The sequence below is a fragment of the Streptomyces sp. MA5143a genome (assembly GCF_900290235.1).
Lineage (GTDB): Bacteria > Actinomycetota > Actinomycetes > Streptomycetales > Streptomycetaceae > Streptomyces.
Genome location: NZ_OLMK01000073.1, coordinates 44,623 through 70,176 on the forward strand (window position 1 = coordinate 44,623; position 25,554 = coordinate 70,176).

Below are 25,554 nucleotides of genomic sequence, written 5' to 3' on the forward strand. Positions count from 1 at the left end.
CCGTCTCGGCGTGTCTAGAGCTTGTCGATCTTCAGGGTCTCGATGGCCGTCCGGGCGATCTCGCGGCCCTGCTCGGTGAAGTGCCCCTTGCCCGGATAGTCGATCCACAGCCGGTACGTGTCGCCGTTCTTCGCCCGGTAGTAGAGGACCCGCGCCTCACGCAGGCGCGGCGACTCGCTGTCGGTGGTCGTGTACACGACGGTGTTCTCGGCGGCCTCGCGCTCCTGGTACGTGGCCTCCTTCGGCTTGCCCCTGGGCGCGGGGTCGTCGGCGATGTCCCAGGAGTACTCGCCGTCCTTGAGCATGGCCCAGTCGGCGTAGGCCTTGTCCAGGGCGGTGGCCGGGATCTCGTTGTCCTTGTCGTCCGCCTTGATGTCGCGGTCCACGGCGATCTGGATCAGTCCGCTCGGATCGCTGTACGACGCGTAGGTGTCGTCCGCCTCGTCCGGCTCGTACGTGTCCTTCGTGAAGTCACCGGGCACGCCGACGCTCGCGGCGACCCTGCCCCCGAGGTCCCGTTGCTTCCAGCCGTCCGGCAGTGGTCCGGCGAAGGGGTCGGCGACGACCAGGTAGGCCGTGACCGCGGCCGCGACCACCACCGCGGCGAGGCCGGCGAGGGTCCTGGGGCCGAGGCGCGGGCCCTTCCCGGCCGGGGCGGCGATCTGCTGGATCACCTGGGTGGGCGCCGGGGCCGGCGGGTTCGCGGCGGCCTCCAGGAGTTCACGGACACGGGCGGCGTTCGGGCGGCGCGCCGGGTCCTTCTGCAGCAGGCCGTTGATGGCCTCGGCGAGGGGGCCCGTGGCCGACGCGGGCGCGGCGGGCGCGGCGTTGAGGACGGATTGCAACGTCGCGGGCGTGTTGCTGCGCCGGAAGGGTGAGACCCCTTCCGTGGCGGCGTAGAGGACGACACCGAGCGACCAGAGGTCGGAGGCGGGGCCGGGTCGTTGGCCCAGCACCCGCTCGGGGGCGATGTACTCGGGGGAGCCGACGAAACCGCCGGTGTCCGTCAGATTGGTCTCGCCCTCGATCTGGGCGATGCCGAAGTCGGTGAGGACGACCCGGTCGTGGCGGCCGAGCAGGACGTTGTCGGGCTTGACGTCGCGGTGCAGGATGCCCGCCGCGTGCGCGGCCTCCAGCGCGCCGAGCACCTCCAGGCCGATCCTCGCCGCGTCCCGCACCCCGAGGGTGCCCTCCTGGAGGGCGTCGCCCAGGGAACGCCCCTGCACCAACTCCATGACGATCCACGGCCGGTCGTCCACGACCGCCACATCGTGCACGTTCACGACCGCAGGGTGATCGAGCCTGGCCGCGGCCCGTGCCTCGCGGCGCATCCGCTCGTAGGCGTTGGCCCGTTCACGCTCGGGAAGGTGGTCCGGGACGCGGGGCTCCTTGACGGCGACCTCCCGGTCCACCGTCTCGTCCTTCGCCCGCCACACCGTGCCCATGCCGCCGTGCCCGAGCTTCGCGAGCAGCCGGTAGCGACCCGCGATCAGCCGTCCGGTGCCGGGGTCCGGCGCGGGGCGCGCGGGCGGGCCGGGCGGGGCTGAGGGGGCAGGCTGGGGCTGTGCGGCGGGCGAGGCGGCCGGTGCCGGATGGGACGGCGGGGCGGGCTGCGGCGCCGACTGCCCGGGCTGGGACGGCGGTGTCGGCTGTGGGTGCCGCACGGGCGGCGCCGGCTGCGCGTACGGGTTGCCGGGGTACGGCACGGCGGGCTGCGGCGGTTGCAGTCCGAAACTCGTCGGCTCGCCGGATCCGTAAGGGGCTCCCCCGTTGCTGCTCATATGGTCATCTGTATCGCGACAGCCCTCGGGCTTCCAGTCCGGTCGCTTTCCAGTCACAGACCCGTGACGCGAGAAGCCCCTTATTTCCCTTTTACTCGCCTCACGAACCCGTGAAGGTGTCCACCGCGACGTCGAAGTACTCCTTCGCCTCGCTCACCCTCCCGACTGGCGCCGAGACCCACACGTCGTACAGCTTCCCGTCCTGCTCCCAGCACAGGTCGTACGTGTGCCGGGGGCCCTCCGCCGAGCTGAAGCCGTCCCAGGTGAACTCCCAGAGCGCCGCCGGCCGCCCCTGGTGCGTCGTCCCGGCCACCCGGCCGTCACGGTAGCCGGGGTTCGTGGAGGGGCCCTTCTCGTGGGCGCGCCGCATCACCGCGACCGGTCCGCCCTCCTCCGCGTCGTCGACCTTGATGCCGATCCGGATCGACTGCCCCGGCGACATGTAGAAGACCCGCTCCCCCTGCGGCTCCCGGGTGAAGTCGTCCGGCACGGCGAGGCTGAACCCCCGCTCGTCCCGGGCGAGCCGGTACCCGGAGGGCACCGTCGGCGCCGTGGCCGCCCGTGACCGCGTCACGGTGGGCGTGGCGCCCCCCGACGAGCCCGAGGACGTCCCCGACGACACGCCCTGCGTCGTCCCGGACGCCGTACCGGAGGTCGCGTCCGAGGCCGTCCCGTCGGTGCCCGGCGTGTCCCGCCCGTTCGACTGGCCCGCCGAGCCGGACGGCGTGTGCGACGTGCCGGGCGTCCGGGGCGCCGATGTCGTCGGTCTGCCGCCCCCGGGGCCGCCGCCCTCCCCCAGCAGCAGCGCGGCCGCCGACACGCCGGCCCCGGCCATCGCCGCGACCAGCGCGGCGGCGACCAGGACGCTCCGGGTGGGCTGCGGACGCCGGGGCTCGCCGGGCTGCTCCCGCAGGGCCGCCGCCCGGTCGTGCGCGGGCCCGCCCGGCTGCCCGGCCTGTTCGGGGTGGTCCCGGTGCCCGGCCTCCGGCGTGTCCTGGGGGGCGGTCGGCGGGGGCGTGCGCGGCATGTCGCGCCGGGTCGGTGTGTAACCGGTCGAGGTGCGCGGCCCCTTGGGCGGTCTCGGCGTACGGCCGGTCTCCCGGAACGCGCGCAGCAGCCGCTCCGCCTCCGCCGCGCCGAGCCGCTGGTCGGGGTCGCGCTCCAGCAGGCCGCGGATGACGGGGAGCAGCGGCGCGGCCTGGGCCGGTGGCCGGATCTCGTCGAAGACGACGGCGTGCAGGATGCCGCCCAACGAGTCGCGGCGGAACGGCGATTCCCCGCTGAGCACGGTGCACAGCAGCGCGCCCAGCGACCACAGGTCGGATTCCGGCCCGGTGCGGACCCCGGACATCCGTTCCGGCGCGGTGTACTCGGGCGAGCCGACGAAGGACCCGTTCTCGGTGAGCGTGGTGGCGCCCGCGACCTGGGCGATGCCGAAGTCGGTGAGGACGACCCGGTCGGTGCCCTTCTCCAGCAGGACGTTCGCGGGTTTGAGGTCGCGGTGCAGGACACCCGCGTCGTGTGCCCGCCGCAGCGCGGCGAGCAGGGCGAGCCCGATCCGGGCCGCCTCCCGCGCGTCGACCGGTCCGTCGGCCGCGACCCGCTCCGCGAGCGAACCGCCGTCGATGAACTCCATGACGATGTACGGACGTTCGTCCTGCTCGACGACGTCGTGGACGACGATGATGTGCGGGTGGCCGAGCCGGGCCACCGCCCGGGCCTCCCGCAGGGTGCGTTCACGCAGCTGCCGGGACGTCTCCTCCGGGAGCGAGGGGTCGAGGGCCAGCTCCTTGACCGCGACACGCCGACCGAGGAGTTCGTCGGTGGCACGCCACACGATGCCCATACCGCCGCGGCCGACCCTGGCCTCCAGCCGGTACCGGCCCGCTATGACGCGGACGTTCTCCCCCTCGGTCCCCATGCGCCCCATCATGCCGCACCGGACCGAAACCCTCCGGTGCCGCGGGACAGGGCTGGCCGACAAGCGACGTACGCGCGTCGCGCGAGCGCCGCGTATGCGCCACGCGCGGGCCCCGGCCCCGGGGCGGGCCGACGCGCTGTCACGTCCGCCACCGCGCCTGAGGCGCCGCCCACTTCCCCTGGCCGGGCCGCCGAGGTCGGCCTACGCCGGTGTCCCTCCGGTCACTTGCGTGCCTCGCGCCAACTGCGCAGCACCGTGTCGAACTGTTGGCGCGCGGTGTCCCAGTCGGCGGCGGGCGAGGACATGTAGATCGTGTACTCGACGCCGTCGCGGGCGAGGTACGTCTGCTCGATCGCCCGGCGCGGGCCGGGGAAGTCGGTGTCCTGGGCCGCGTTCCAGGTGAATTCCCAGAGCGAGCCCGGACGGTCGCGGTAGAGGTTCTTCTTCAGGCCCACCTGCCGGTACGCGGGGAGCCGGTCCTTCACCTGTTCCTCCAGGTCGAGCTGGTGGTGGTACGGGCTGTCGAAGTCCGGGGAGCCGTCGACCGCCACCCGCAGGAAGTGCTCGCCGCCGTCCGGTGTGTAGTCGATCTGAGCGTCCTGCACCCGGCGCTTCCATCCCTCGGGCAGGGCGAGGCTGAACCCCTCCGGGTCCTCGACGCGAACCCATCCCTCGGGGACGCCGTCCGTCGCCGGCTGTCCCTGGCCCGTGGTCGTACCGCCGGTCCCGGCCGTCGTACCGGCCGTGGCCGAGGTGTTCTCCGTCCGCCACTCGTCCGCGTAGTACATCGCGGCGGCGCCACCGCCGCCGATGAGCGCGGCCAGCAGGGCGACGAGGGCGACGGTACGACCGCGTCCGCGCCGCGTGGCGCCTCCGGGCGCGGGGGCGTGGCCGGGGGCGTGGCCGAGCATCTGGCCGCCGGGAGGGAAGCCGGTCGCGGGCGTGGCGGAGTGGACGAAGCCGCCGGGCCCACCGCCGTGGGGCCCGTGGGGCCCGTGGGGCCCACCGTACGCAGGGGCGGAATGGGCGCCGCTGGCTCCACCCTCACGCACCCCGTAGGGACCGACGCCTTCGCCCGGCCCCCCATGCGCCCCTCGAACGCCGCCTCCGGATCCCCCATCGGCTGCGCGAGAGCCACTCGCGGCCCAACCGTCCGCCCCATGCGAACCACTGCCGGCCCAGCCATCGGCCCCACGCGAACCGCTCGCTGGCCGACCATCAGTCCCCCGCGAGCCACTGCCGGACCAGCCGTCCGCCCCGCGAGAGCGGCTCGCGGACCCGGAGTCCGTGTCAGGCACTCCGTCCGTCTCGCTCGCCGCGTCCCGGCCACGCCGACCGGAATCCGTACCGGCCGCACCAGCCGCCCCAGCCGCCTCCGCCGTGTCCTCCGCCCCCGCCGTGCCCGCAGCCTGCTGCCGTGTGGCCACGTACGCCTCGGCGACGCGCGGCCGTCGGCCCTCCGCGGCCTCCGCGAGCATCAGTTCGGCGTCCTGCGCACCCGGCCGTACGGCGGGGTCCTTGCACAACAGCGCGGCGATGACGGGGCCGAGCGGGCCCGCCGCCACCGGTTCGGCGGCCTCCTCGCTCACCACGGCCTGCATGGTGGTGAGCGGGGTCGTGCGCCGGAACGGCGACTTGCCCTCCACCGCCGTGTACAGCGTGGCGCCCAGCGACCAGAGGTCCGACGCGGGCCCGGGGTCATGGCCGCGCACCCGCTCGGGCGCGATGTAGTCGACCGAGCCGACGATCTCCCCGGTGCGGGTGATCGTCGTGTCGCCCTCGACCTGGGCGATGCCGAAGTCGGTCAGCAGGACCCGGCCGTCCTCGGCGAGCAGGACGTTGCCGGGCTTCACGTCACGGTGCAGCACACCGGCCTGGTGGGCGGCGCGCAGCGCGCGCAGCACCCACATGCCGATCCGGGCGGCCTCCCGCGCCTCGACGCGGCCCTGTTCCCTGACCGCGTCGGCGAGCGAGAGCCCTTCGACCAACTCCATGACGATCCACGGCCGGTTGTCGTGCTCCAGCACGTCGTGCACGGTGACGACGGCCGAGTGGTTGATCCGTGCCGCCGCGCGCGCCTCCGCCCGGGTCCGCGCCAGCAGGACGGCCTGCTCGTTCTCCGAGACGTACAGCGCGGCCGTCAACTCCTTGACCGCGACGGCCCGGTGCAGCACCTCGTCCCGGGCACGCCACACCCGGCCCATGCCGCCGCTGCCGATGACGTCGACGAGACGGTAGCGCTCGGCGATGAGCCGGCCCTGCATCTGATTCACGTTGCCCCGCAATGCTCTTGACAGGGTCAGGTTAAGGAGCGGTGCTCCCCCCGGGAAACCGGCACGGCGTCACAGGGACAGCACTGTGACGGTTCTCGCTTCCGCGAGCGGAGCGCAACCTTCCGCCGCCCTCGCGGTTCGGCCTCCCCACTCCCCGCCGCGGCAGGGTCAGCCGTCCCCGCCGAGCGGGGTCGACTCCCCGTGAAGGGGGGTCAGCCGGACACCCGGTAGGTGTCCGCGGCCTGCTCGTACAGCCGTGTCACCTCGTCCCGCTCGGCCTCCGGCCCGCGCACCTGCACCACGTGGTACTTGCCGTCGAGGAGTATCGCGAGATTCCGCACGAACACACCGCGTCCCTGGCTGTCCTGCCAGGTGAACTGCCCCTCGGCCATGGTGACCCCGCCGACCTCGACCAGCCGCATGCCGCCGGAGGTGGCCCACGTGGAGTCGCGGAACGGCTGGAGTTCGCGCTCACCCTCCCGCTGGTACTTCAGCGGATCGCTGCCGTACGTCGCCGTGCTGTCCCGGCCGGGTACGACGATCAGCTCGAAGCTTCCCCGTGAGTAGACGACCTGGCCGCGACCGTTCTTGGGGCTGCGGTCCCAGCCGGTGGCGACGGCGACCTGGAAGCCCTCGGCGTCCTTGCGCAGGGTGAAGCCCTGGGCGACCTCGGGGCCGCCGGTTTGGGTCTGCTCCGAACCGGACGACTCCGACGGGCTCGCCTGCCCTTCCCCCTCCTCGCCCCCGTCGGGTGAACTGGAGTTCTGGTCGGGTCGGGACTGGCTGCTGGCCTCCGGCGCGGCACTCGGCTGTCCGGCCGCGTCGCTGCGGCCGCCGTTGCTCACGCCGTCGCTGCTCGGCTCGGCCTTCGGCATGAACACCATGGCGTACGCGACCGCCGCGGCCAGCGCGAGCAGGATCAGCAGGAGCAGGGTGCGGCCGAGCTTCCGGGGCTGCGGGGGCTTCTCCTGGTGGGCGCGCCGGTGGCGGGCGTGGGCGCTGGTCGCGGGCACTTTGGCGCGGCGCCTGCGGACGAGTTCGCCGCGCCGCCGGACGATGGGCAGCCGGCTCGCGTTCACGGGCGGCGCGGCGACGACATGGGTGCCGGCCTCGGGCTCCGGCGCCGACCGCACGAGGGAGCGCAGCCAGCCCCGCAGCTCCTCGAAGTCCAGTCGCTCGGTGGGGTCCTGACGCAGCAGCGACTCCACGACGGGGCGCAGCGGTCCGCACTCCTCGGCGAAGGCGGGCGGTTCCGAGCACACCATCTCGACGAGCTCGGCGGTGTTCTCCTCCGGGTACGGGGCGTGCCCCTGCACCGCGCGGAACAGCAGCGCGCCCAGCGCCCACAGGTCCGTCGCGGGTCCGATCGGAGCCGCCAGCTGCCAGTTCTCGTGCACCGGTCCGGCCTGTTCCGGCGCCCAGCGCTCGGTGACCGGTCCCACCACCGCCATCCGCGCCTGCCGCGCCCGCTCGGCGGCGAGCGCCGTGGCGGGTCCCCGTCCGGGCGCCGCCCCGGCGGCACGGTCCCAGGGCGTGGCGTCCGTGGTTCCGGCGGGCACCGCCATGTCGTTCGTCGCAGCGCCGTCGGGGTGTGCGTCGCGCGGGGCCGGGTGGTTCCGTCCGTCGGTGCCGGGCGCGGGCACGCCGCCGCGGGGCTGTGCGCCGTGCCAGGCGGTCGTCGTGCCGCGGCCCGCGCGGACGCCGTACGGATCGGCGATCTGGCCGGGGGGGACGGGGCTCGTCGCCAGTCCGGGGGCGAGGCCGTCCTCGCGGCCGGTGGCCGGGGGCGCCGTGCCGTCGTGGGCCGCGCCGGGCGCCGGGCGCTGGGCGGGCAGCCCGCCGCCGGGGCCGCCGCGCCGGTCGTCCTGGACGCGGGCCGCCGCGCGGGCGCCCGCCCGGTACGCCGCGATGGCGCCCGCCCGTGCCGCCCGGACGTCACCGCCGGCCTCCAGGGCGCGCTGCCCTTCCGAGGGGTCGGTGACCGCTCTCGCCTCGATCGCGGCCCGACGCGCCGCCTCCGGGTCCCCGGCCGCGCCACCGGCCCCGCCGCCGAGGGCGGGACCGCCGTACGCGCCGCCCGTCAGGGCGCCACCGGGCGCCGACACCCCGCGCGCGCCTGCACCGCCGCCCCCGAGCGCCCCCGGAACCGGACGGGCACCGCCGACACCACCGGGCCCCACCGCTCCCGCGGCTCCGCCCTGACCGACCCCGGCCGCACCAGGGCCACGCCCCCCCGGAACGACCGGCCCTGCGCCCGTCGCGCCCGGATCATCGCCCGGCGTGCCGGGATGGTCCTCGAAGTCCCGTACGGGCACCGGGTCGTACCCGCACAGGGCCTCCTCGGCGGCCCCGACCGCGAGCCCTGTGAGCATGACGCGGCCGTCGTCGCAGACCAGCACCGTCCGTTCGGTGATGTTGCGGTGCACCCAGCCGTGGGCGTGCAGCGCCCGCAGCGCGGTGAGCACGTCGGAGGCGACCTCGGCCGCCCGGTACGGGGTCAGCGGCTGGTCCGCCAGCAGCGCCGCGAGCGGCCGCGCCGGCACCAGTTCGCTCACTATCCACAGCGAACCGCCCTCGGCGAACACGTCGAAGACCTGGTCGAGCCGTGGGTGGTCGGGGATCTGCGCGGCGGCCTGCGCGGCCTCGATCGCCCGCCGTACGGCCGGGTCGGCGGCCCCTCGCGTGGTGCGCGCCGCACCCCGGCGCGCCCCGCGGTCCCGGGCCACGTACCCCTCGGGCAGGCCGTCCGCGTCGAGCACCTCGGCCTCGACGACCTCGGGCAACGGCACCTGCCGTACGAGCACTTCCTGGCCGCTGTAGGTGTCGAAGGCCCGGCTCTCGGCGAACTCGTAGTCGTCGGTGGGCGGCAGCGGCAGGCGGTAACGGTCCGTGAGTACTCGTCCCGCGTATTCGTCCACGATGCCCTCCCCCGACCGTTTGGTTGGTCAAATTCGTTCGTCCGGCGGCCCGTTCCGTGCTGGATGCGTACGGTCCGCAGCCATTCACGATACGTGCCTGAGGCAACCCGCATTGAGGGGATGCGATATCTCACCCGTCTCGAATGCGCTCGAACGCCCTCGATCTTCCCCGGAACACCCGTCCCCGAACTCACCGGGCGGGCACAACTCCCCCGGCGGACCTCGCATCGGAGGAGCTCACACCACCCCGTGCCCCCGCACGCCCCCGCACGGCGCGCCGGGCCGGAGCGGCATCCTCACGGCTCCATAACGAGATGGGCACCGGCGCACAACAGCCGCGCCGCCCCGCCCGAACCCCCGTGGACGTACACCCGAACCCCTCGTCCACGGGCGCCGCGGCCGCCCGGCGCGCCGCGGACTCACGTCATCACACGCACCCCGCCGGCCGCGTCCCGCGTGCCTCGGAGCGCCTCCCGCGCGCCGACCGGTGCCCCGGAGCCTTCCGGAGCCTCAGGACTTCGGGCGGAACGTTTTGGTGAACGTCCGCCAGGTGTTCTTGCGCAGCTCGCCGCTCCACTCGGACGCCTTGGCCGTGTACATCAGCGCGTACCCCTGCTGCCCGTCGACCACGAAACCGCGGTCGATCGACCGGTACTTCGTCCCGCTCTCCACATAGGTGAACTCCCAGTCGGCCGTGTTCCAGCCCCGGTAGTTGACCGCCTCTATGCGGATCCGGTCGTACTGCGCGCGGGTCATGTACTGCTCTTGGTTCTTCCAGTCGGCGACCGGGTCGTCCTTCGGGGTGTTCGTCCATCCCACGAGCAGCTTCTGCCCGTCGGGCCCGGCGAACCGCGCGCCCGCCGCGCCCGTGGACTGGTACTTCCACCCGTCGGGCAGTCCGATGGAGAAGCCCTGGCCGCTCTTGTACGTCTCGGCGGAGATGTCCTTCGAGGACCCGGAGCCGCCGGAACCGCCGGAACCGCTCGACGTGTCGGAGTCGGTGGACGGCGAGTTGTCCGTGGAGTCGTCCGACTCCGTGGCCTCCTCGGAGGTCTCACCGTCCGGGCTGGGGACCGAACCCGCGTCCTGGTCCTCGCCGTTCTTGTCCTTGTCCTTGTCCTTGTCCTTGGCGGCGCCGTCCGAGGAAGTCCCGCTGGACACGGCGGCCTTGGTGCCGGCGCCCTTGCTGTTGTCGGTGCTGCCGTCGCGGCTGAACACGAACGCCAGTACGGTCCCGAGGACCACCAGCGCCACGGCCACGGCGATGAACGCGAGCGTCCGCCGCGAGACCACATCCGTGATCGGCGCCCTGGGCACGGGCCGCGGCGGCAGGTCCGGCGGCGGCACCTGCGGCCACCCCGAGGCGCTCCCGGCCTTCGCGGCGCCGGCCGCCGCGGTCCCGGCGGCGGTCCCCGACGAGAGCCCGACCGACGCGGACTTCGTGGTCACGGCCGTGGCCGACTCCGCGGGCTTGGCAGGCGTGGCAGGTGTGGCGGGCGGCGCGGCCGGGGTCGGGGTCGGCGCGGCCGCGGCGGACGCGCTGCCGGACGTGCTCGGCGTGGCGGACGCGGCAGCGGCCACCCCCGTCTCGGGCGCGCCCTTGCGCATGGACCAGCGAGGCGCGCGAGACCGCTCCCCGGCCTCGTCGCCCCGCTTGGTCCCGAGCGCGCCGAACCCGCCCTTCTTGGGCCGCTCCTGAGGCACCACCGGCAGCGGCACGAGCTGCGTCGCGTCCAGCGGCGCGGCGTCCTTCGGGTCCGGCGCGTGGATGAGCGTGTTGAGCATCGCCCGCGCGCCCGCGTCGTCGAGTCGCCGCTCGGGGTCCTTGGTGAGCAGTCCGAAGATGACGTCCTTCAGCGGCCCGCCACGCTTCGGCTCCGGGACCGGCTCGGTCATCACCGCGGTCAGCGTCGCTATGGCCGACCCCTTGTCGTACGGCGGTACGCCCTCGACCGCCGCGTACAGCAGACCGCCGAGCGACCACAGGTCCGCCGCGGGGCCGGGCTTGTGCCCGCGCGCCCGCTCCGGCGAGATGTACGAGGGGGCGCCCACGAGCATGCCGGTCGAGGTGATGGACGGGTCGCCCTCGACCTGCGCGATACCGAAGTCGGTGAGGACGACCCGGCCGTCATGCTTGTCGATCAGCACGTTCGACGGCTTCACGTCCCGGTGCAGGATGCCCTCGCGGTGCGCGGCGCGCAGCACGTCGAGGATCGCGAGCCCCACCTCGGCGGCGCGCCTCGGTTCGAGGACCCCGTCCTCACGGATGACCTCGGCGAGCGACTTGCCCTCGACGAGTTCCATCACGATCCACGGCCGGTCGTCCTCATGGACGACGTCGAACACCGTCACCGCGCCGTTGTTGCGGATCCGTGCGATCGCCTTGGCCTCGCGCAGTGTGCGCGTGATCAGCCGCCGCTTCTCGTCCGCGTCGATGCTCGACGGGAACCGCAGCTCCTTGATGGCGACCGTACGGCCCAGCGTCTCGTCCTTGGCACGCCACACCGTGCCCATGCCGCCGCGACCGAGCACCCCTCCCAGCCGGTACCGCCCGGCGAGGAGACGTGCGTCCTTGTCCTGACGGGATTCCCCAGCCCGCTCCGCCTCCGACATGCGTCCCCTCATGCAACCCGCCCTGACAGAGCCTCCATTGTCACCCACCCGCCAAGCGCCCCTCGCCCAGGGTGCCCTTCAACCGGCCACCGCATCTCCCCAGACCCTCACTCCGCCCACCCACACTTCACGGCCGGGTCGGGCATAGTCGGCCCGTCGGCCCGGTCCACGCACCCCGTCCGGCGTGCGGGGAAGCGCTTCTGAGGCGTCGGACGGGGTTCCCGGGCACGCCCTCGGAGGCGGGCCGGGGCGGCACGACAGGGACGGCGAAAACCAGCCAGCACAGGCTCGGCACGTCGGGCCGCCCCGGAGTCGACCCCCGCCCCGGCGCCGCCCGGGGTCGTCCCGCATGATGTGCCGCGACAGGAAGAACCGATGCCACCGACCAGGACACTCATGACACTCAGGAAGCCCATGGCGCACCTGGCCGTCCCCGTGGCCCTGTTCCTCCTGGCCGTGGCCCCGACGTCCTCCCGGGCGCAGGTCGCGACGGGCACGGACGCCGTCCTCCCCCTCCTGGTCACCCGGGGTCACGCCCCCGCTGCCGCCCTCCTCACCGACGCCCCGTCCGGTACCCGTTACGCCCACGCCGAGGCGGAAGACGGGGCCGAGGCCGAAGTCGGCCGAGATGGCCCGCCCGAGCAGAGGCCCGAGCCGCTCCGTCGCGCCGACCACTTCCGGGCGGGCAGCATCACCAAGACGTTCATCGCCACCGTCGTGCTCCAACTGGCCGCGGAACACCGGCTGTCGCTGTCGGACTCGGTGGAGGACCACCTGCCGGGCCTGGTCCGAGGCGAGGGCGGGGGCGAGGGCGCGGGCCGGGGCGACGACGGGCGCCGCATCACCCTGCGCGCACTGCTCACGCACACCAGCGGCCTCGCCGACTTCACGGCGGTCACCAGGGGAACCACCCCCGTGACCCCGCGTCAGGCCGTACGCCTCGCGCTCGCCCTCCCCCCGGCCGTCCCCGGCCGCTTCTCCTACTCGAACACCAACTACGTACTGCTGGGCCTGGTCATCGAGCAGGTCACCGGCAACTCCTACGCCACCGAGGCCGAGCGCCGCGTCATCGCGCCCCTCCGTCTGACGGGCACGTCCTTTCCGGGTGCCCGCTCCTCATTGCCGGAGCCGCACGGCCGCGCCTACTCCGCCGACGGCTCCGACGTCACCGACCTCGACCCGCGCGCGGCCGGGGCGGCCGGGGAACTCGTCACCACGCTGCCCGACGTGAACCGCTTCTACGGCGCCCTGCTCGGCGGCGACCTCCTGCGTCCCCGTCAGCTCCGCGAGATGCTCGACACCGGGACCGCGCACGGCGCGTACGGCATGGGCCTCTACCCGGTGAGGCTGCCGTGCGGCACCACGGTGTGGGGACACAACGGCCGGATCGCCGGCAGCTATGTGCGCACCGCCGCCACCGTCGACGGCCGTCACGTGCTCACCTACCGCGTGAACACGGACGCGCCCGAGGACCCCGACCTGGAACCGGCGCTGCTCGCCGCCGAGTTCTGCCCCCGCACCGCACCAAGGCCATAGGCACGGGAGTGCCGCTCGCTCCGTCCAGCGGCACGTTGCTACAGCGGTGCGTTGCTACAGCGGCACGTTGTTACAGCGGCACGATGTCCGGTGCGCCCAACCGCGCCGCGTCGGCCGTCAGGTCGTCCGGCTGGCGCTGCGACTCCCGCTCGGCCTCCACCCTCTTCTCGTAGTGCTGGACCTCCCGCTCGATCTGGCCCTTGTCCCAGCCGAGCACCGGCGCCATCAGCTCCGCCGCCTCACGCGCACTGCGTGTGCCCCGGTCGAAGGTCTCGATGGAGATCCGGGTGCGCCGGGTGAGCACGTCGTCGAGGTGGCGCGCGCCCTCGTGGGAGGCCGCGTAGACGATCTCGGCCCGCAGATAGTCGTCGGCGGCCTGGAGCGGCTCGGCCAGGGAGGGGTCGTCGGCGATGAGGTCGAGGATCTCCTCGGTCGCGGACCCGTACCGGTTCAACAGGTGCTCCACGCGCACCACATGGAGCCCGGTGCCGGCCGCGATCCGCGCCCGCGCGTTCCACAGGGCCCGGTACCCCTCGGCACCCAGCAGCGGCACGTCCTCGGTGACGCACTCGGCGACCCGCTGGTCGAGCCCGTGCACGGCGGCGTCCACCGCGTCCTTCGCCATGACCCGGTACGTCGTGTACTTGCCGCCGGCCACGACCACCAGCCCCGGCGCGGAGTGGGCGACGGTGTGTTCGCGCGAGAGCTTGCTGGTCGCCTCCGACTCCCCGGCGAGAAGCGGTCGGAGCCCGGCGTACACGCCCTGCACGTCGTCACGGGTGAGCGGCACCGCGAGGACGGAGTTCACCTGCTCCAGCAGGTAGTCGATGTCCGCGCTGGACGCCGCCGGATGGGCCTTGTCCAGGTCCCAGCCGGTGTCGGTGGTGCCCACGATCCAGTGCCGGCCCCAGGGGATGACGAACAGCACGGACTTCTCGGTCCGCAGGATCAGCCCGGTCGTGGAGTGGATCCGGTCCTTGGGTACGACCAGATGGATGCCCTTGGACGCCCGCACATGGAACTGGCCGCGTTCCCCGACCATCGCCTGGGTGTCGTCGGTCCACACCCCGGTGGCGTTCACAACCTGCTTGGCGCGGATCTCGTACTCACCGCCCCCCTCGACGTCCCGCACCCTGGCGCCGACGACCCGCTCGCCCTCGCGCAGGAACCCCGTGACGCGCGCGCGGTTGGCGACCTTCGCGCCGTAGGAGGCGGCCGTGCGCACCAGGGTGGCCACGTAGCGGGCGTCGTCCATCTGGGCGTCGTAGTACTGGAGGGCTCCGACCAGCGCGTCCTTCTTGAGGCAGGGCGCTATGCGCAGGGCGCGGCGGCGGCTGAGATGGCGGTGCAGGGGCAGTCCCCGGCCGTGGCTGCGGGCCATCGACATCCCGTCGTACAGGGCGACGCCGGATCCCGCGTAGAACCGCTCCCAGCCCTTGTGCTGCAAGGGGTAGAGGAACGGCACGGGCTTCACCAGATGGGGTGCGAGGCGCTCCAGGAGGAGCCCTCGCTCCTTCAGGGCCTCCCTGACGAGGGCGAAGTCGAGCATCTCCAGATAGCGCAGGCCGCCGTGGATGAGTTTGCTCGACCTGCTCGACGTGCCCGACGCCCAGTCACGCGCCTCGACGAGGCCCGTGGACAGGCCGCGCGTCACGGCGTCCAGGGCCGTGCCCGCACCGACCACGCCACCACCCACGACCAGCACGTCCAGCTCGCGCTCGGCCATACCCGCCAGTGACTCGGCGCGCTGTGCCGGTCCCAGTGCCGCTGTCCTCACCGCTGCCTCCCGCTGTTTGTCGCGCCGGTCCCACCTGTCGATGCCCGTCAGGCAAGACCCTGCTCACATCCCCCTGCCCAGAATTCTGACCGGGTTGCCCGACATCGGCCACCACCCGCCCCCAGCCTGTGGACAACTCTCCGGGACGCGCGGAGAAATACCGTCCCCCAATCCCGCATATCGGTCATATTTACTCCTAGTCTGACATTGCGCTCGCTCGTCCAGTCCACAGGGCTTGCGCGTCTGTCCCGCTTCGGTTACTGGGAAGGACGGCTCACGCCATGCCCGCAGATCTCGCCGTCATCGGACTCGGCCAGCTCGGCCTGCCGCTGGCGCAGGCCGCCGTCGCCGCCGGCATCCCCACGCTCGGTTACCGCACCGGCCCCGAACGCGGCTCCCTCACCCCCGCCGAACTGCGCCGCATGCTCGCCCGCGGCTTCAAGCCCGGCACCAGCCCCGCGGAACTCGGCCGGGTCCGCACGGCGGTCATCTGCGTCCCCGTGCCCATGGGCGCCGACGGAGCGCCGGACCTCACCCAGGTGGAGGAGGCCGCCCGGGTCCTGGCCGCCCGGCTGCGCCCGCACACCACGGTCATCCTGGAGTCACCGGTCCACCCGGGCACGACCGAGGAGTTCCTGCGCCCGCTCCTCGAAGAGGGGTCGGGGCTGCGCGCGGGCCGCGACTTCCACCTCGCCTACTCGCCCGCCCGTGTCGACCCGGGCAACCGCGACTTCGGTCCCGCGAACATCCCCAAGGTGATCGGCGGCGTCACCCCGGCCTGCACCGAGTCGGCCGCCGCCTTCTACGGCCGGCTCACCGACAAGGTGGTACGCGCACGTGGGCCACGCGAGGCCGAGACGGTGCAGCTGCTGGAGACCAACTACCGGCACGTCAACATCGCCCTCGTCAACGAGATGGCCGTCCTCTGCCACGACCTCGGCGTCGACCTGTGGGACGTCATCCGCTGTGCCGAGACCAAACCGTTCGGCTTCCAGGCGTTCCGCCCGGGGCCCGGCGTGGGCGGTCACGCCCTCGCGCAGGACCTGTCGGGCCAGGCCCCGCACTCACTCCGCATGGTCGAACTGGCCCAGCGGGTCAACCACCGCATGCCCCAGTACGTCGTCCAGCGCGCCGCCACCCTCCTCAACGAGCACGGCAAGTCGGCCCGCGGAGCCCGCGTCCTCCTCCTCGGCGTCACCTACAAGCCCGACATCCCCGACCAACAGGGCACCCCCGCGGAGGAGATCGCCCGTCGTCTCCTCCAACTCGGCGCGCACGTCAGCTACCACGACCCGCACGTCCCCGCGTGGAGCGTCCTCGACCGCCCGGTCCCCCGCGCCGACTGCCTCTACGAGGCCACCGCCGAGGCCGATCTGACGATCCTCCTCCAGCACCACCGCACCTACGACCTCCAGGGCCTCTCGGTCAAGGCCCAGCTCCTGCTGGACACCCGCGGAGCCACTCCGACGGGGGCGGCGCACAGGTTGTGAACGGGGCGCGCGCCACCGCCCGACACTCCGGGGCCGGTGGCAGCCGGGTCCCTGCGCAGGTACCGTACGACCCAGGTGGAGCCCACCGCAGCGGCTACTGCGGCAGGCTCCTGGATGGTTCACGGAGTGTCCGCCCCTAGTTCTTGTGGGGGCGGCCGCTCACCATCCGAAAAGCCGCAAGATCCACCTCCTCCGGCACTGCACCATCCGAAGACGGAGTCGGTCCCAGCGGGTGGGCTTGCGGTGACGTAGAAGAACCGGGGCGCCGATCACGATCGCTATCAGCCCACATTCGCCCCGAACGCAACCGCCCCCACCGCAACCCACGCCCCCACCAGCCCCTGGGCACACGAAGAGGGGCCCGGCTGCCCCCGTGGGCGGTCGGGCCCCTCTCTCCGCTCAAGTCGAGCGCGGTGTCAGTTCACCGCTTGTGCTGCGAGTCGGCGATCGTCACCTCGACGCGCTGGAACTCCTTCAGCTCGCTGTACCCGGTGGTGGCCATGGCCCTGCGCAGCGCGCCGAAGAGGTTCATCGAGCCGTCGGGCGTGTGCGAGGGTCCGGTCAGGACCTCCTCGATCGTGCCCACGGTGCCGAGGTCGACCTTCTTGCCGCGCGGCAGCTCCTCGTTCACCGCCTCCATGCCCCAGTGGTGCCCCTTGCCGGGCGCGTCCGTGGCGCGGGCCAGCGGGGAGCCCATCATCACCGCGTCGGCGCCACAGGCGATCGCCTTGGGGAGGTCGCCGGACCAGCCGACACCGCCGTCGGCGATGACGTGCACGTACCGGCCGCCGGACTCGTCCATGTAGTCGCGGCGGGCCGCGGCCACGTCGGCCACCGCCGTCGCCATCGGGACCTGGATGCCCAGCACGTTCCGCGTGGTGTGGGCGGCACCGCCGCCGAAGCCGACGAGGACACCGGCCGCGCCGGTCCGCATCAGGTGCAGCGCCGCCGTGTACGTGGCACAGCCGCCGACGATCACCGGGACGTCCAGCTCGTAGATGAACTGCTTCAGGTTCAGCGGCTCGTGCGAGCCGGAGACGTGCTCCGCCGACACGGTCGTCCCGCGGATGACGAAGATGTCGACGCCCGCGTCCACGACGGCCTTGGAGAACTGGGCCGTGCGCTGCGGGGAGAGCGCCGCCGCGGTGACCACTCCGGAGTCGCGCACCTCCTTGATGCGCTGCCCGATCAGCTCCTCCTTGATGGGAGCCGCGTAGATCTCCTGGAGGCGGCGGGTCGCGGCCTCGTCGGGCATGCCGGTGATCTCGTCGAGCAGCGGCTGCGGGTCCTCGTACCGCGTCCACAGACCTTCGAGGTTCAGTACGCCGAGGCCGCCCATCTCGCCGATGCGGATCGCGGTGGCCGGGGAGACGACCGAGTCCATCGGGGCGGCCAGGAAGGGCAGCTCGAAGCGGTAGGCGTCGATCTGCCAGGCGATCGAGACCTCCTTCGGGTCGCGCGTACGACGGCTGGGGACGACGGCGATGTCGTCGAAGGCGTACGCCCGGCGGCCGCGCTTGCCGCGCCCGATCTCGATCTCAGTCACGTGTGTGGCCTTTCCCTGAAGCGTTCAGCGTCTTCCAGTATCGCCGACGGGCACGACGAAGGCGGCCCCGGATGCACCGGGGCCGCCCTCACCAGGTCCGTTGTCCACCTACGGCTGTCTACTTACGGCTGTAGTTCGGCGCCTCGACGGTCATCTGGATGTCGTGCGGGTGGCTCTCCTTCAGACCCGCGGAGGTGATCCGTACGAAGCGTCCGCCCGCCTGGAGATCCGGGACCGTCCGGCCGCCGACGTAGAACATCGACTGGCGCAGACCGCCGACCAGCTGGTGGACGACCGAGGAGAGCGGACCGCGGTAGGGCACCTGGCCCTCGATGCCCTCGGGGACGAGCTGCTCGTCGGAGGCGACGCCCTCCTGGAAGTAGCGGTCCTTGGAGAACGACTTGCGGTCGCCACGGGACTGCATGGCGCCGAGCGACCCCATGCCGCGGTACGACTTGAACTGCTTGCCGTTGATGAACATCAGCTCGCCCGGCGACTCCTCGCAGCCCGCGAGCAGCGAGCCGAGCATCACCGTGTCGGCGCCCGCGACCAGGGCCTTGGCGATGTCGCCGGAGTACTGCAGGCCGCCGTCGCCGATGACCGGGATGCCGGCCTCCTTGGCGGCGAGGGACGCCTCGTAGATGGCGGTGACCTGCGGGACGCCGATGCCGGCGACGACGCGGGTCGTGCAGATGGAGCCGGGGCCGACGCCGACCTTGATGCCGTCCACGCCGGCGTCGATGAGGGCCTGGGCGCCGTCCCTGGTGGCGATGTTGCCGCCGATGACGTCGACGCCGGTCGAGTTCGACTTGATCTTGGCGACCATGTCGCCGACCAGGCGGGAGTGGCCGTGCGCGGTGTCGACGACGATGAAGTCGACGCCCGCCTCGATGAGGGCCTGGGCGCGCTCGAAGGCGTCACCGGCGACACCGACGGCGGCGCCGACGAGGAGACGGCCCTCGCCGTCCTTCGCGGCGTTCGGGTACTTCTCGGCCTTCACGAAGTCCTTGACCGTGATGAGGCCCTTGAGGATGCCCGAGTCGTCGACCAGCGGCAGCTTCTCGATCTTGTGCTTGCGCAGCAGCTCCATGGCCTCGACGCCGGAGATGCCCACCTTGCCGGTGACCAGCGGCATCGGGGTCATGACCTCGCGGACCTGGCGCGAGCGGTCCGTCTCGAAGGCCATGTCGCGGTTGGTGACGATGCCCAGCAGCTTCTTGTTGCCGTCGGTCACCGGGACGCCGCTGATGCGGAACTTGGCGCACAGCGCGTCGGCCTCGGCGAGCGTGGCGTCCGGGTGCACGGTGATCGGGTCGGCCACCATGCCGGACTCGGAGCGCTTCACCAGGTCGACCTGGTTGGCCTGGTCCTCGATGGACAGGTTGCGGTGCAGGACACCCACGCCGCCCTGGCGGGCCATGGCGATGGCCATGCGGGACTCGGTGACCTTGTCCATCGCGGCCGAGAGCAGCGGGATGTTCACCCGCACGTTCTTGGAGACGTACGAGGCGGTGTCGATCTCGTCGGGAGCCATGTCCGACGGGCCCGGCAGCAGCAGCACGTCGTCGTAGGTCAGCCCGAGCGTCGCGAATTTTTCGGGCACTCCGTCGACGTTGGCAGTCATGACACCTTCCCCAAATGGCCTTGATCGGTGCGGATGTCCATGCTAACGGGAAGCGCGGAGCACACATTCCACGGTACGAAGTCATCCCGGGCTTCGTATGTTCGTACGGACGTCATACGGAAAAGGCACCCCGCCTGTTCATACGGGGTGCCTCCCGAGCTGCGGCACGAACGCCGGCCCTCCTGCTCGACCGACGTGGTTCGTGCTCGTTCCTACTGTTCGGCGAGGGCCCTGAGCCTGCTCAGCGCCCGGTGCTGCGCCACCCGGACCGCGCCGGGCGACATGCCGAGCATCTGTCCCGTCTCCTCGGCCGTGAGCCCGACGGCGATCCGCAGCAGCAGCAGCTCCCGCTGGTTCTCGGGCAGGTTGGCCAGGAGTTTCTTGGCCCACTCGGCGTCGCTGCTGAGCAGGGCGCGCTCCTCGGGGCCGAGGGAGTCGTCGGGGCGCTCGGGCATCTCGTCCGAGGGCACGGCCGTCGAGCCGGGGTGGCGCATCGCGGCGCGCTGGAGGTCGGCGACCTTGTGACCCGCGATGGCGAAGACGAAGGCTTCGAACGGCCGTCCGGTGTCCTTGTAGCGCGGCAGCGCGAGGAGGACGGCGACGCAGACCTCCTGCGCCAGGTCCTCCACGAAGTGCCGCGCGTCACCGGGCAGCCGCGACAGACGGGTGCGGCAATAGCGCAGGGCAAGGGGGTGGACATGGGCGAGCAGATCGTGGGTCGCCTGCTCGTCCCCGTCGACGGCGCGATGCACGAGCGCACCGATCACCGTCGTCTCGTCGTCGCGCATCGGTCCATGGTGCCTTGCGGCCGTCCGGTCCGTGGCGCCACGTCCATGGTTGTGCACCGAAGCGTTATGAGTAGGCGCGCCGGAAGTCATCTCCTGCGCCCTCCCCTCCCGCTCGTTCGACTGCTCCCCGAGGAACTCCACACCTCAAGGATGCGGCATCCGCGGCGAAACGAGCAGCGGGCATCCGGTGGACCGCCCGGCCACCCCCGCCCACCTGGTGGTGAGCGGGGATTCTCCTACCCCCGTCACGGCTCAACTCAGCGGACCAGACCCCAGCGGAAGCCGAGCGCAACGGCGTGCGCGCGGTCCGAGGCGCCGAGCTTCTTGAACAGCCGCCGCGCGTGGGTCTTCACGGTGTCCTCGGAGAGGAACAGCTCGCGCCCGATCTCCGCGTTCGAGCGGCCGTGGCTCATGCCCTCCAGCACCTGGATCTCCCGCGCGGTGAGCGTCGGCGCGGCGCCCATCTCGGCGGACCGCAGCCGGCGCGGGGCGAGCCGCCAGGTGGGGTCGGCGAGCGCCTGCGTCACGGTGGCGCGCAGCTCCGCGCGGGAGGCGTCCTTGTGCAGATAGCCGCGGGCACCTGCGGCGACGGCGAGCGCCACGCCGTCCAGGTCCTCGGCGACGGTGAGCATGATGATGCGCGCACCGGGGTCGGCGGACAGCAGCCGCCGTACGGTCTCGACGCCGCCCAGGCCGGGCATGCGTACGTCCATCAGAATCAGGTCCGAGCGGTCGGCCCCCCAGCGGCGGAGGACTTCCTCGCCGTTGGCCGCCGTGGTCACGCGCTCGACGCCGGGCACGGTCGCCACCGCGCGGCGCAGCGCCTCTCGGGCAAGCGGGGAGTCGTCGCAGACGAGGACGGATGTCATGGCCGTCCTCCGCAGCTGATGCGCGTCACCTTGAGCCTCCAGGCTGGTACGAAATCGTCACCTGTGCGGTCGACACTCACGAGCGGACACGAACGCCTGCCCGAGCGCTTGTTCCTTCAACCGCCTCCGACCTCTCAACGACGGTCACTCGAAAGAGTTACGGGATGGCTGGTCACCTTCGGCACTCTACGTGAGGGAACGGACACGGTGCAGACATGCACAACAGACCCTCAACGTTTCATCACAAGCTATGCCCCATTCAGCCGTTTTTGTTCCTATTTGCCGGTGTCTGGAGCTAGATTCGCAATGAGTCATATTTTCATCTCCTTAGATAGTCCATGTACGGTCATGAGCACCATATCCTCTCAGAACGGCAACAAGGGGACACGTAATGGCAGATTTCTCCCGCCTTCCCGGACCGAACGCTGATCTGTGGGACTGGCAGCTCCTCGCGGCCTGCCGAGGGGTGGACAGCTCGCTGTTCTTCCACCCCGAGGGAGAACGCGGCGCGGCGCGGAGCGCTCGTGAGAACTCGGCCAAGGAGGTCTGCATGCGCTGCCCGGTACGCGCCCAGTGCGCGGCCCACGCCCTCGCGGTCCGTGAGCCGTACGGCGTGTGGGGCGGGCTGACCGAGGACGAGCGCGAGGAGCTCATGGGGCGCGCCCGGCACCGCCTGGTGTCGGCGTCCACGCCCGTCGGCGACGCCGGTTCGAACAACTGAAGGAACGTTTCATCGGGCGCCGCCCCGCGCGGACGCCACGACAGCGCGTACGACCGCTCCACGACCCGGCGGTCGCTCGGAGGGACACTCCGGCTCCGGTGAGCCCCGGCCCCAGTCCTGTACCGACACCCGCACCCGCACCCGCACCGATACCGCAGCACCCCAGCACCGGCTCTGCTTCAGCCGGTTCCGGCCCGGTCGGCCGAGGGCGCGCGAGGCGGCCGGAGGACGGTGGCTAGCGGGTCGCCGCCCTCGCCAGTTGGTCCAGGGTCGCGGCGACCGTGGGGACCCGGGCCAGGTCCGGGAGGGTGAGCGCCACGATCTCTCGGTGCACCACCGGCTCCACCGTGATCATCCGTACCCCCTTGGGCCGCACGGACTCGATGGCCAGTTCCGGCAGGACCGCGACGCCGAGGCCCGCGCCCACCAGGCCGACCACCGCCGGGTAGTCGTCGGTGGCGAAGTCGATACGCGGCGTGAAGCCCGCGCTCTCGCAGACTCTCACCAGCTGGCCCCGGCAGCGGGGACAGCCGGCGATCCAGGGTTCCCCCGCGAGCTCCTCGATGCCGATGGACCGCGCGCCGGCCAGTCGGTGCCCCTGAGGGACGAGGCCGACGAGACGGTCGGTGAGCAGGGGGCGCACCACCAGGTCCCCCCACTCCTCTGCGTTCGCCGCGCCCTCGTAGCGGAAGGCGAGCGCGATGTCGCAGTCGCCCTCGCGGAGCAGTTCCACAGAGCGGGGCGGTTCGGCCTCCTCCAGGGAGACCCGGGTGCCGGGGTGGGCGGCGCGCAGGGCGGCGAGGGCGGTGGGGACCAGCGTGGAGCTGCCGCTGGGGAAGGAGATCAGCCGGACCCGGCCGGCGCGCAGACCCGCGATCGCGGCGACCTCCTCCTCGGCCGCCGTGAGACCGGCGAGGATGCCGGCCGCGTGCCGCACGAGCGCCTCGCCCGCCTGGGTCAGCCGCATCTCGCGGCCGCCGCGGACGAGCAGGGGCGTGCCGACGGACGATTCGAGCGCCTTCATCTGCTGGCTCACGGCGGGCTGGGTGCAGCCCAGTTCACGGCCGGCCGCCGAGAAGGAGCCGGTGGCGGCGACGGCACGCAGGACGCGGAGATGACGGGCCTCGATCACGGGTCGAGCATAAGGGCGGCTTGGAAGGCGCGGCGAATATCGCCTCGACGCTTTGACCGACGTTCGCCTAGCGTGCCGGTATGAAGCTTTTGTCACTGAACCTCGGGCAGGCCGCGGCGGTCGACGTCCCCGAGGAGTCGAAGCGCGTGACAGGGATCGACAAGCGGCCGGTGGCCGGGCCGGTGCGGGTGGCCGCGCCCGGGCCGAAGGGGGTGGGCGGCAGCGGGCTGGCCGGGGACGCGGTGTGCAACAGACGGCATCACGGCGGGAACGACCAGGCGGTCTACGCCTTCGCCCGCGAGGACCTCGACGCGTGGGAGCAGGAGCTCGGCCGCGACCTGCCCAACGGGTCCTTCGGGGAGAACCTGACGACCGAGGGCCTCGACATCTCCGGCGCGCTCATCGGGGAGCGCTGGCGGATCGGCGCGGAGGTCGTCCTGGAGGTCACCGCCGGCCGCGTCCCCTGTCTGAACTTCCAGCGGCACCTCGGTGAGCGCGGCTGGGTCAAGCGCTTCGCGGGGAAGGGCGAGCCCGGGGCGTATCTGCGGGTGGTGCGGCCGGGCGAGATCCGGGCGGGCGACCCGATCGAGATCGTCCGCCGCCCGGACCACGACGTCACCGTCGCCCTCGCCTTCCGCGCCACGATGCACGATCGGGAGCTGCTGCCACGTCTGCTGGCCGCGGGCGAGGCACTCCACCCGGAGATCCTGGAGTCGGCCCGGACGTACGCGGCCCAACAGGACGGAAACGCCGACTCCGCGACGCGACGGTGAGACCGGTCATCTGAGGCACCGTGACCCACGGCCGTGCCGCACCCGGCGTACGCGCGGCGCGCCCGCGGGCGGGGATGACCGGGCGGGGTCCGCCGCCGTGGGCAAGCGGATCAGCGCGGTCCGGGTCACTACCCTTGCGCCATGACAACGGCTCTGATTACGGGATCGACCGCGGGCATCGGCGCAGCCTTCGCGCGGCGACTGGCGGCGGACGGGCACAACCTGGTGCTGGTGGCGCGTGACACGAAGCGGCTGCGCGAGCAGGCCACGGAGTTGCACGACCGGCATGGCATCGAGGCGGAGGTCCTGACGGCGGATCTGGCGACGGACGACGGCATCGAGGCGGTGGCGAAGCGGCTGTCCGACCGCAAGAACCCGGTCGACCTGCTGGTCAACAACGCGGGGTTCGGCAACAAGGGCCGCTATCTCGACGTCTCGATGGCCGACGAGCTGAAGATGCTCAAGGTGCACTGCGAGGCGGTGCTCCGGCTGACCTCCGCGGCGACCGAGGCCATGCGGGAGCGCGGCCGGGGCGGAGTCGTGAACGTGGCGTCGGTGGCGGCGTTCGTGCCGCGGGGGACGTACGGCGCGTCGAAGGCGTGGGTGGTGCAGTTCACCCAGGGCGCGGCGCGGGACCTGGCCGGCAGCGGTGTCCGTCTGATGGCGCTGTGCCCGGGCTTCGTCCGCACGGAGTTCCACGAGCGGGCGGGCATGGGCACGGACAACATCCCGGGCTGGATGTGGCTCGACGCGGACAAGCTGGTCACGGCGGCCCTGGCCGACCTGTCCCGCGGCAGGACGGTCTCGATCCCCGACCCGCGCTACAAGACCCTGATGGGTGTGGTGAAGGTGATGCCGCGGGGGCTGCTGGGCGGGGTCAGCTCGAAGACGGGACGCAAGTACGGCCCCCAGTAGCGGGGCGGGCCGGGGCGGCCTCGTCGCTCAGCGGGTGAGAGGGAGGCGGCGCGGGGAGAGAATGGAGCTGTCCGACCGGACCCAGGGGGGCCGGAGGTGGTCTTGTGACGTTTGTGCAGCTCATCGACTGTAGGACGAGTCGGTTCGACGAGATGGACCGGCTGATGGACAGGTGGGTCGAGCAGACCAAGGGAAAGCGGACGGCGACGCACAACATGATCGGGAAGGACCGGTCCGACGAGGGGCACTTCGTCGAGATCGTGGAGTTCCCGTCGTACGAGGAGGCCATGCGGAACTCCCAGCTGCCGGAGACGGACCGGATCTTCAACGAGATGGTGGCGCTCTGCGACGAGATGCCGACCTTCACGGATCTGGACGTGGTGCGGGACGAGCAGCTGAACGCGGACATCGCGCGGAGGTTCTTCGAGACGCTGGGCACGCGGGGGGAACTGCCGCCGATGAACGACCTGCTGGTGGAGGACTATCACGACCACGACCCGGCCAACCCGCAGGACGTGATCGGCATGGACGCGGCGCGGCGTGAGTTCGCGATGTGGCGGGCGGGCTTCGACTTCTCGTTCACCATCGAGGACCAGATGGCCCAGGGTGACCGGGTGTGCACGCGGTGGACGTGGAACGCCACGCACAAGGGCGAGTTCCTCGGTATCGCGCCCACCGGGAGGAAGGTCTCCATGACCGGGACGACCATCCATCGCTGCTCGCCGGACGGGAAGCTCGCCGAGGGGTGGTGGCAGTACGACCGGCTCGCGCTGATGGCGCAGCTGGGAGCCCTGGAAGGGTTGGAGCGCTGAGCGAGCGGTGGGCGAGCGCCGGGTAGAGCGGCGGCCGGGCTGGGGGGACCGCCGGTAGGGGCGCT

17 protein-coding genes are annotated in these 25,554 nt (G+C 72.5%); 6 read left to right on the forward strand and 11 right to left on the reverse strand.

The features are described from left to right. Nucleotides 1–14: 14 nt before the first annotated feature. The 5 genes from SMA5143A_RS29315 to SMA5143A_RS29335 form a co-directional block, all read right to left on the reverse strand. Nucleotides 15–1,781: a serine/threonine-protein kinase gene (locus SMA5143A_RS29315; protein ID WP_107465832.1), complete on the reverse strand. Its 1,767-nt coding sequence runs from the start codon at nt 1,779–1,781 to the stop codon at nt 15–17. Nucleotides 1,782–1,881: 100 nt separating this feature from the next. Beyond that, a complete protein-coding gene (locus SMA5143A_RS29320) occupies nt 1,882–3,702 on the reverse strand; it encodes a serine/threonine-protein kinase (protein WP_107465833.1) in 1,821 nt (606 codons plus the stop codon). A gap of 221 nt (nt 3,703–3,923) precedes the next feature. Next, a complete protein-coding gene (locus SMA5143A_RS29325; RefSeq protein WP_107465834.1) occupies nt 3,924–5,966 on the reverse strand; it encodes a serine/threonine-protein kinase in 2,043 nt (680 codons plus the stop codon). 221 nt (nt 5,967–6,187) lie between these two features. Continuing rightward, nucleotides 6,188–8,893 (reverse strand): protein kinase, encoded by a 2,706-nt coding sequence (locus tag SMA5143A_RS29330; protein WP_107465835.1) that lies wholly within the window; start codon nt 8,891–8,893, stop codon nt 6,188–6,190. Nucleotides 8,894–9,403: 510 nt separating this feature from the next. Further along, entirely contained in the window at nt 9,404–11,506 is a 2,103-nt protein-coding gene (locus tag SMA5143A_RS29335) for a serine/threonine-protein kinase (protein WP_107465836.1), read from the reverse strand. A gap of 375 nt (nt 11,507–11,881) precedes the next feature. Between SMA5143A_RS29335 and SMA5143A_RS29340 the strand changes: the two genes are divergently transcribed. Continuing rightward, the gene (locus SMA5143A_RS29340; RefSeq protein WP_107465837.1) at nt 11,882–13,042 is read left to right on the forward strand and encodes a serine hydrolase domain-containing protein; all 1,161 of its coding nucleotides are present in this window, start codon (nt 11,882–11,884) and stop codon (nt 13,040–13,042) included. A gap of 70 nt (nt 13,043–13,112) precedes the next feature. On the opposite strand, the gene SMA5143A_RS29345 is transcribed toward SMA5143A_RS29340, so the two are convergent. Beyond that, the gene (locus SMA5143A_RS29345; protein WP_107465838.1) at nt 13,113–14,819 is read right to left on the reverse strand and encodes a glycerol-3-phosphate dehydrogenase/oxidase; all 1,707 of its coding nucleotides are present in this window, start codon (nt 14,817–14,819) and stop codon (nt 13,113–13,115) included. 281 nt (nt 14,820–15,100) lie between these two features. Between SMA5143A_RS29345 and SMA5143A_RS29350 the strand changes: the two genes are divergently transcribed. Next, on the forward strand, nt 15,101–16,309 hold the full coding sequence (locus SMA5143A_RS29350; RefSeq protein WP_107465839.1) for a nucleotide sugar dehydrogenase: 1,209 nt from the start codon (nt 15,101–15,103) through the stop codon (nt 16,307–16,309). A gap of 421 nt (nt 16,310–16,730) precedes the next feature. On the opposite strand, the gene SMA5143A_RS29355 is transcribed toward SMA5143A_RS29350, so the two are convergent. The 4 genes from SMA5143A_RS29355 to SMA5143A_RS29370 all read right to left on the reverse strand — a co-directional run bounded on the left by SMA5143A_RS29355 (nt 16,731) and on the right by SMA5143A_RS29370 (nt 21,136). Next, nucleotides 16,731–17,855 (reverse strand): GuaB3 family IMP dehydrogenase-related protein, encoded by a 1,125-nt coding sequence (locus SMA5143A_RS29355; protein WP_055522669.1) that lies wholly within the window; start codon nt 17,853–17,855, stop codon nt 16,731–16,733. A 118-nt stretch (nt 17,856–17,973) separates the two neighbouring features. After that, entirely contained in the window at nt 17,974–19,479 is a 1,506-nt protein-coding gene (gene guaB, locus SMA5143A_RS29360; RefSeq protein ID WP_107465840.1) for an IMP dehydrogenase, read from the reverse strand. Nucleotides 19,480–19,691: 212 nt separating this feature from the next. Beyond that, on the reverse strand, nt 19,692–20,267 hold the full coding sequence (locus SMA5143A_RS29365; RefSeq protein WP_005481141.1) for a sigma-70 family RNA polymerase sigma factor: 576 nt from the start codon (nt 20,265–20,267) through the stop codon (nt 19,692–19,694). 257 nt (nt 20,268–20,524) lie between these two features. Then, nucleotides 20,525–21,136: a response regulator transcription factor gene (locus SMA5143A_RS29370; protein ID WP_003948568.1), complete on the reverse strand. Its 612-nt coding sequence runs from the start codon at nt 21,134–21,136 to the stop codon at nt 20,525–20,527. A gap of 391 nt (nt 21,137–21,527) precedes the next feature. Here SMA5143A_RS29370 and SMA5143A_RS29375 point away from each other — a divergent pair, with 391 nt between their 5' ends. Next, nucleotides 21,528–21,857: a WhiB family transcriptional regulator gene (locus SMA5143A_RS29375; RefSeq protein WP_055540437.1), complete on the forward strand. Its 330-nt coding sequence runs from the start codon at nt 21,528–21,530 to the stop codon at nt 21,855–21,857. 235 nt (nt 21,858–22,092) lie between these two features. On the opposite strand, the gene SMA5143A_RS29380 is transcribed toward SMA5143A_RS29375, so the two are convergent. Beyond that, entirely contained in the window at nt 22,093–22,989 is an 897-nt protein-coding gene (locus tag SMA5143A_RS29380; protein WP_107465841.1) for a LysR family transcriptional regulator, read from the reverse strand. Nucleotides 22,990–23,069: 80 nt separating this feature from the next. Between SMA5143A_RS29380 and SMA5143A_RS29385 the strand changes: the two genes are divergently transcribed. The 3 genes from SMA5143A_RS29385 (at nt 23,070) to SMA5143A_RS29395 (ending at nt 25,489) form a co-directional block, all read left to right on the forward strand. Then, complete coding sequence (locus SMA5143A_RS29385) at nt 23,070–23,762, forward strand: MOSC domain-containing protein (protein WP_107465842.1); 693 nt, start codon at nt 23,070–23,072, stop codon at nt 23,760–23,762. A gap of 141 nt (nt 23,763–23,903) precedes the next feature. Continuing rightward, the gene (locus tag SMA5143A_RS29390) at nt 23,904–24,677 is read left to right on the forward strand and encodes an SDR family NAD(P)-dependent oxidoreductase (RefSeq protein WP_055715924.1); all 774 of its coding nucleotides are present in this window, start codon (nt 23,904–23,906) and stop codon (nt 24,675–24,677) included. Nucleotides 24,678–24,781: 104 nt separating this feature from the next. After that, nucleotides 24,782–25,489: an ester cyclase gene (locus tag SMA5143A_RS29395; RefSeq protein WP_107465843.1), complete on the forward strand. Its 708-nt coding sequence runs from the start codon at nt 24,782–24,784 to the stop codon at nt 25,487–25,489. Nucleotides 25,490–25,554 lie beyond the last annotated feature (65 nt).

Coding starts and splice junctions, on each gene's coding strand:
- SMA5143A_RS29365 (WP_005481141.1), bottom strand. CDS start 20,267: ATGCGCGACGACGAGACGACGGTGATCGGTGCGCTCGTGCATCGCGCC.
- SMA5143A_RS29320 (WP_107465833.1), bottom strand. CDS start 3,702: ATGGGGACCGAGGGGGAGAACGTCCGCGTCATAGCGGGCCGGTACCGG.
- SMA5143A_RS29375 (WP_055540437.1), top strand. CDS start 21,528: ATGGCAGATTTCTCCCGCCTTCCCGGACCGAACGCTGATCTGTGGGAC.
- SMA5143A_RS29370 (WP_003948568.1), bottom strand. CDS start 21,136: ATGACATCCGTCCTCGTCTGCGACGACTCCCCGCTTGCCCGAGAGGCG.
- SMA5143A_RS29385 (WP_107465842.1), top strand. CDS start 23,070: ATGAAGCTTTTGTCACTGAACCTCGGGCAGGCCGCGGCGGTCGACGTC.
- SMA5143A_RS29340 (WP_107465837.1), top strand. CDS start 11,882: ATGCCACCGACCAGGACACTCATGACACTCAGGAAGCCCATGGCGCAC.
- SMA5143A_RS29335 (WP_107465836.1), bottom strand. CDS start 11,506: ATGTCGGAGGCGGAGCGGGCTGGGGAATCCCGTCAGGACAAGGACGCA.
- SMA5143A_RS29325 (WP_107465834.1), bottom strand. CDS start 5,966: ATGCAGGGCCGGCTCATCGCCGAGCGCTACCGTCTCGTCGACGTCATC.
- SMA5143A_RS29315 (WP_107465832.1), bottom strand. CDS start 1,781: ATGAGCAGCAACGGGGGAGCCCCTTACGGATCCGGCGAGCCGACGAGT.
- SMA5143A_RS29350 (WP_107465839.1), top strand. CDS start 15,101: ATGCCCGCAGATCTCGCCGTCATCGGACTCGGCCAGCTCGGCCTGCCG.
- guaB (WP_107465840.1), bottom strand. CDS start 19,479: ATGACTGCCAACGTCGACGGAGTGCCCGAAAAATTCGCGACGCTCGGG.
- SMA5143A_RS29390 (WP_055715924.1), top strand. CDS start 23,904: ATGACAACGGCTCTGATTACGGGATCGACCGCGGGCATCGGCGCAGCC.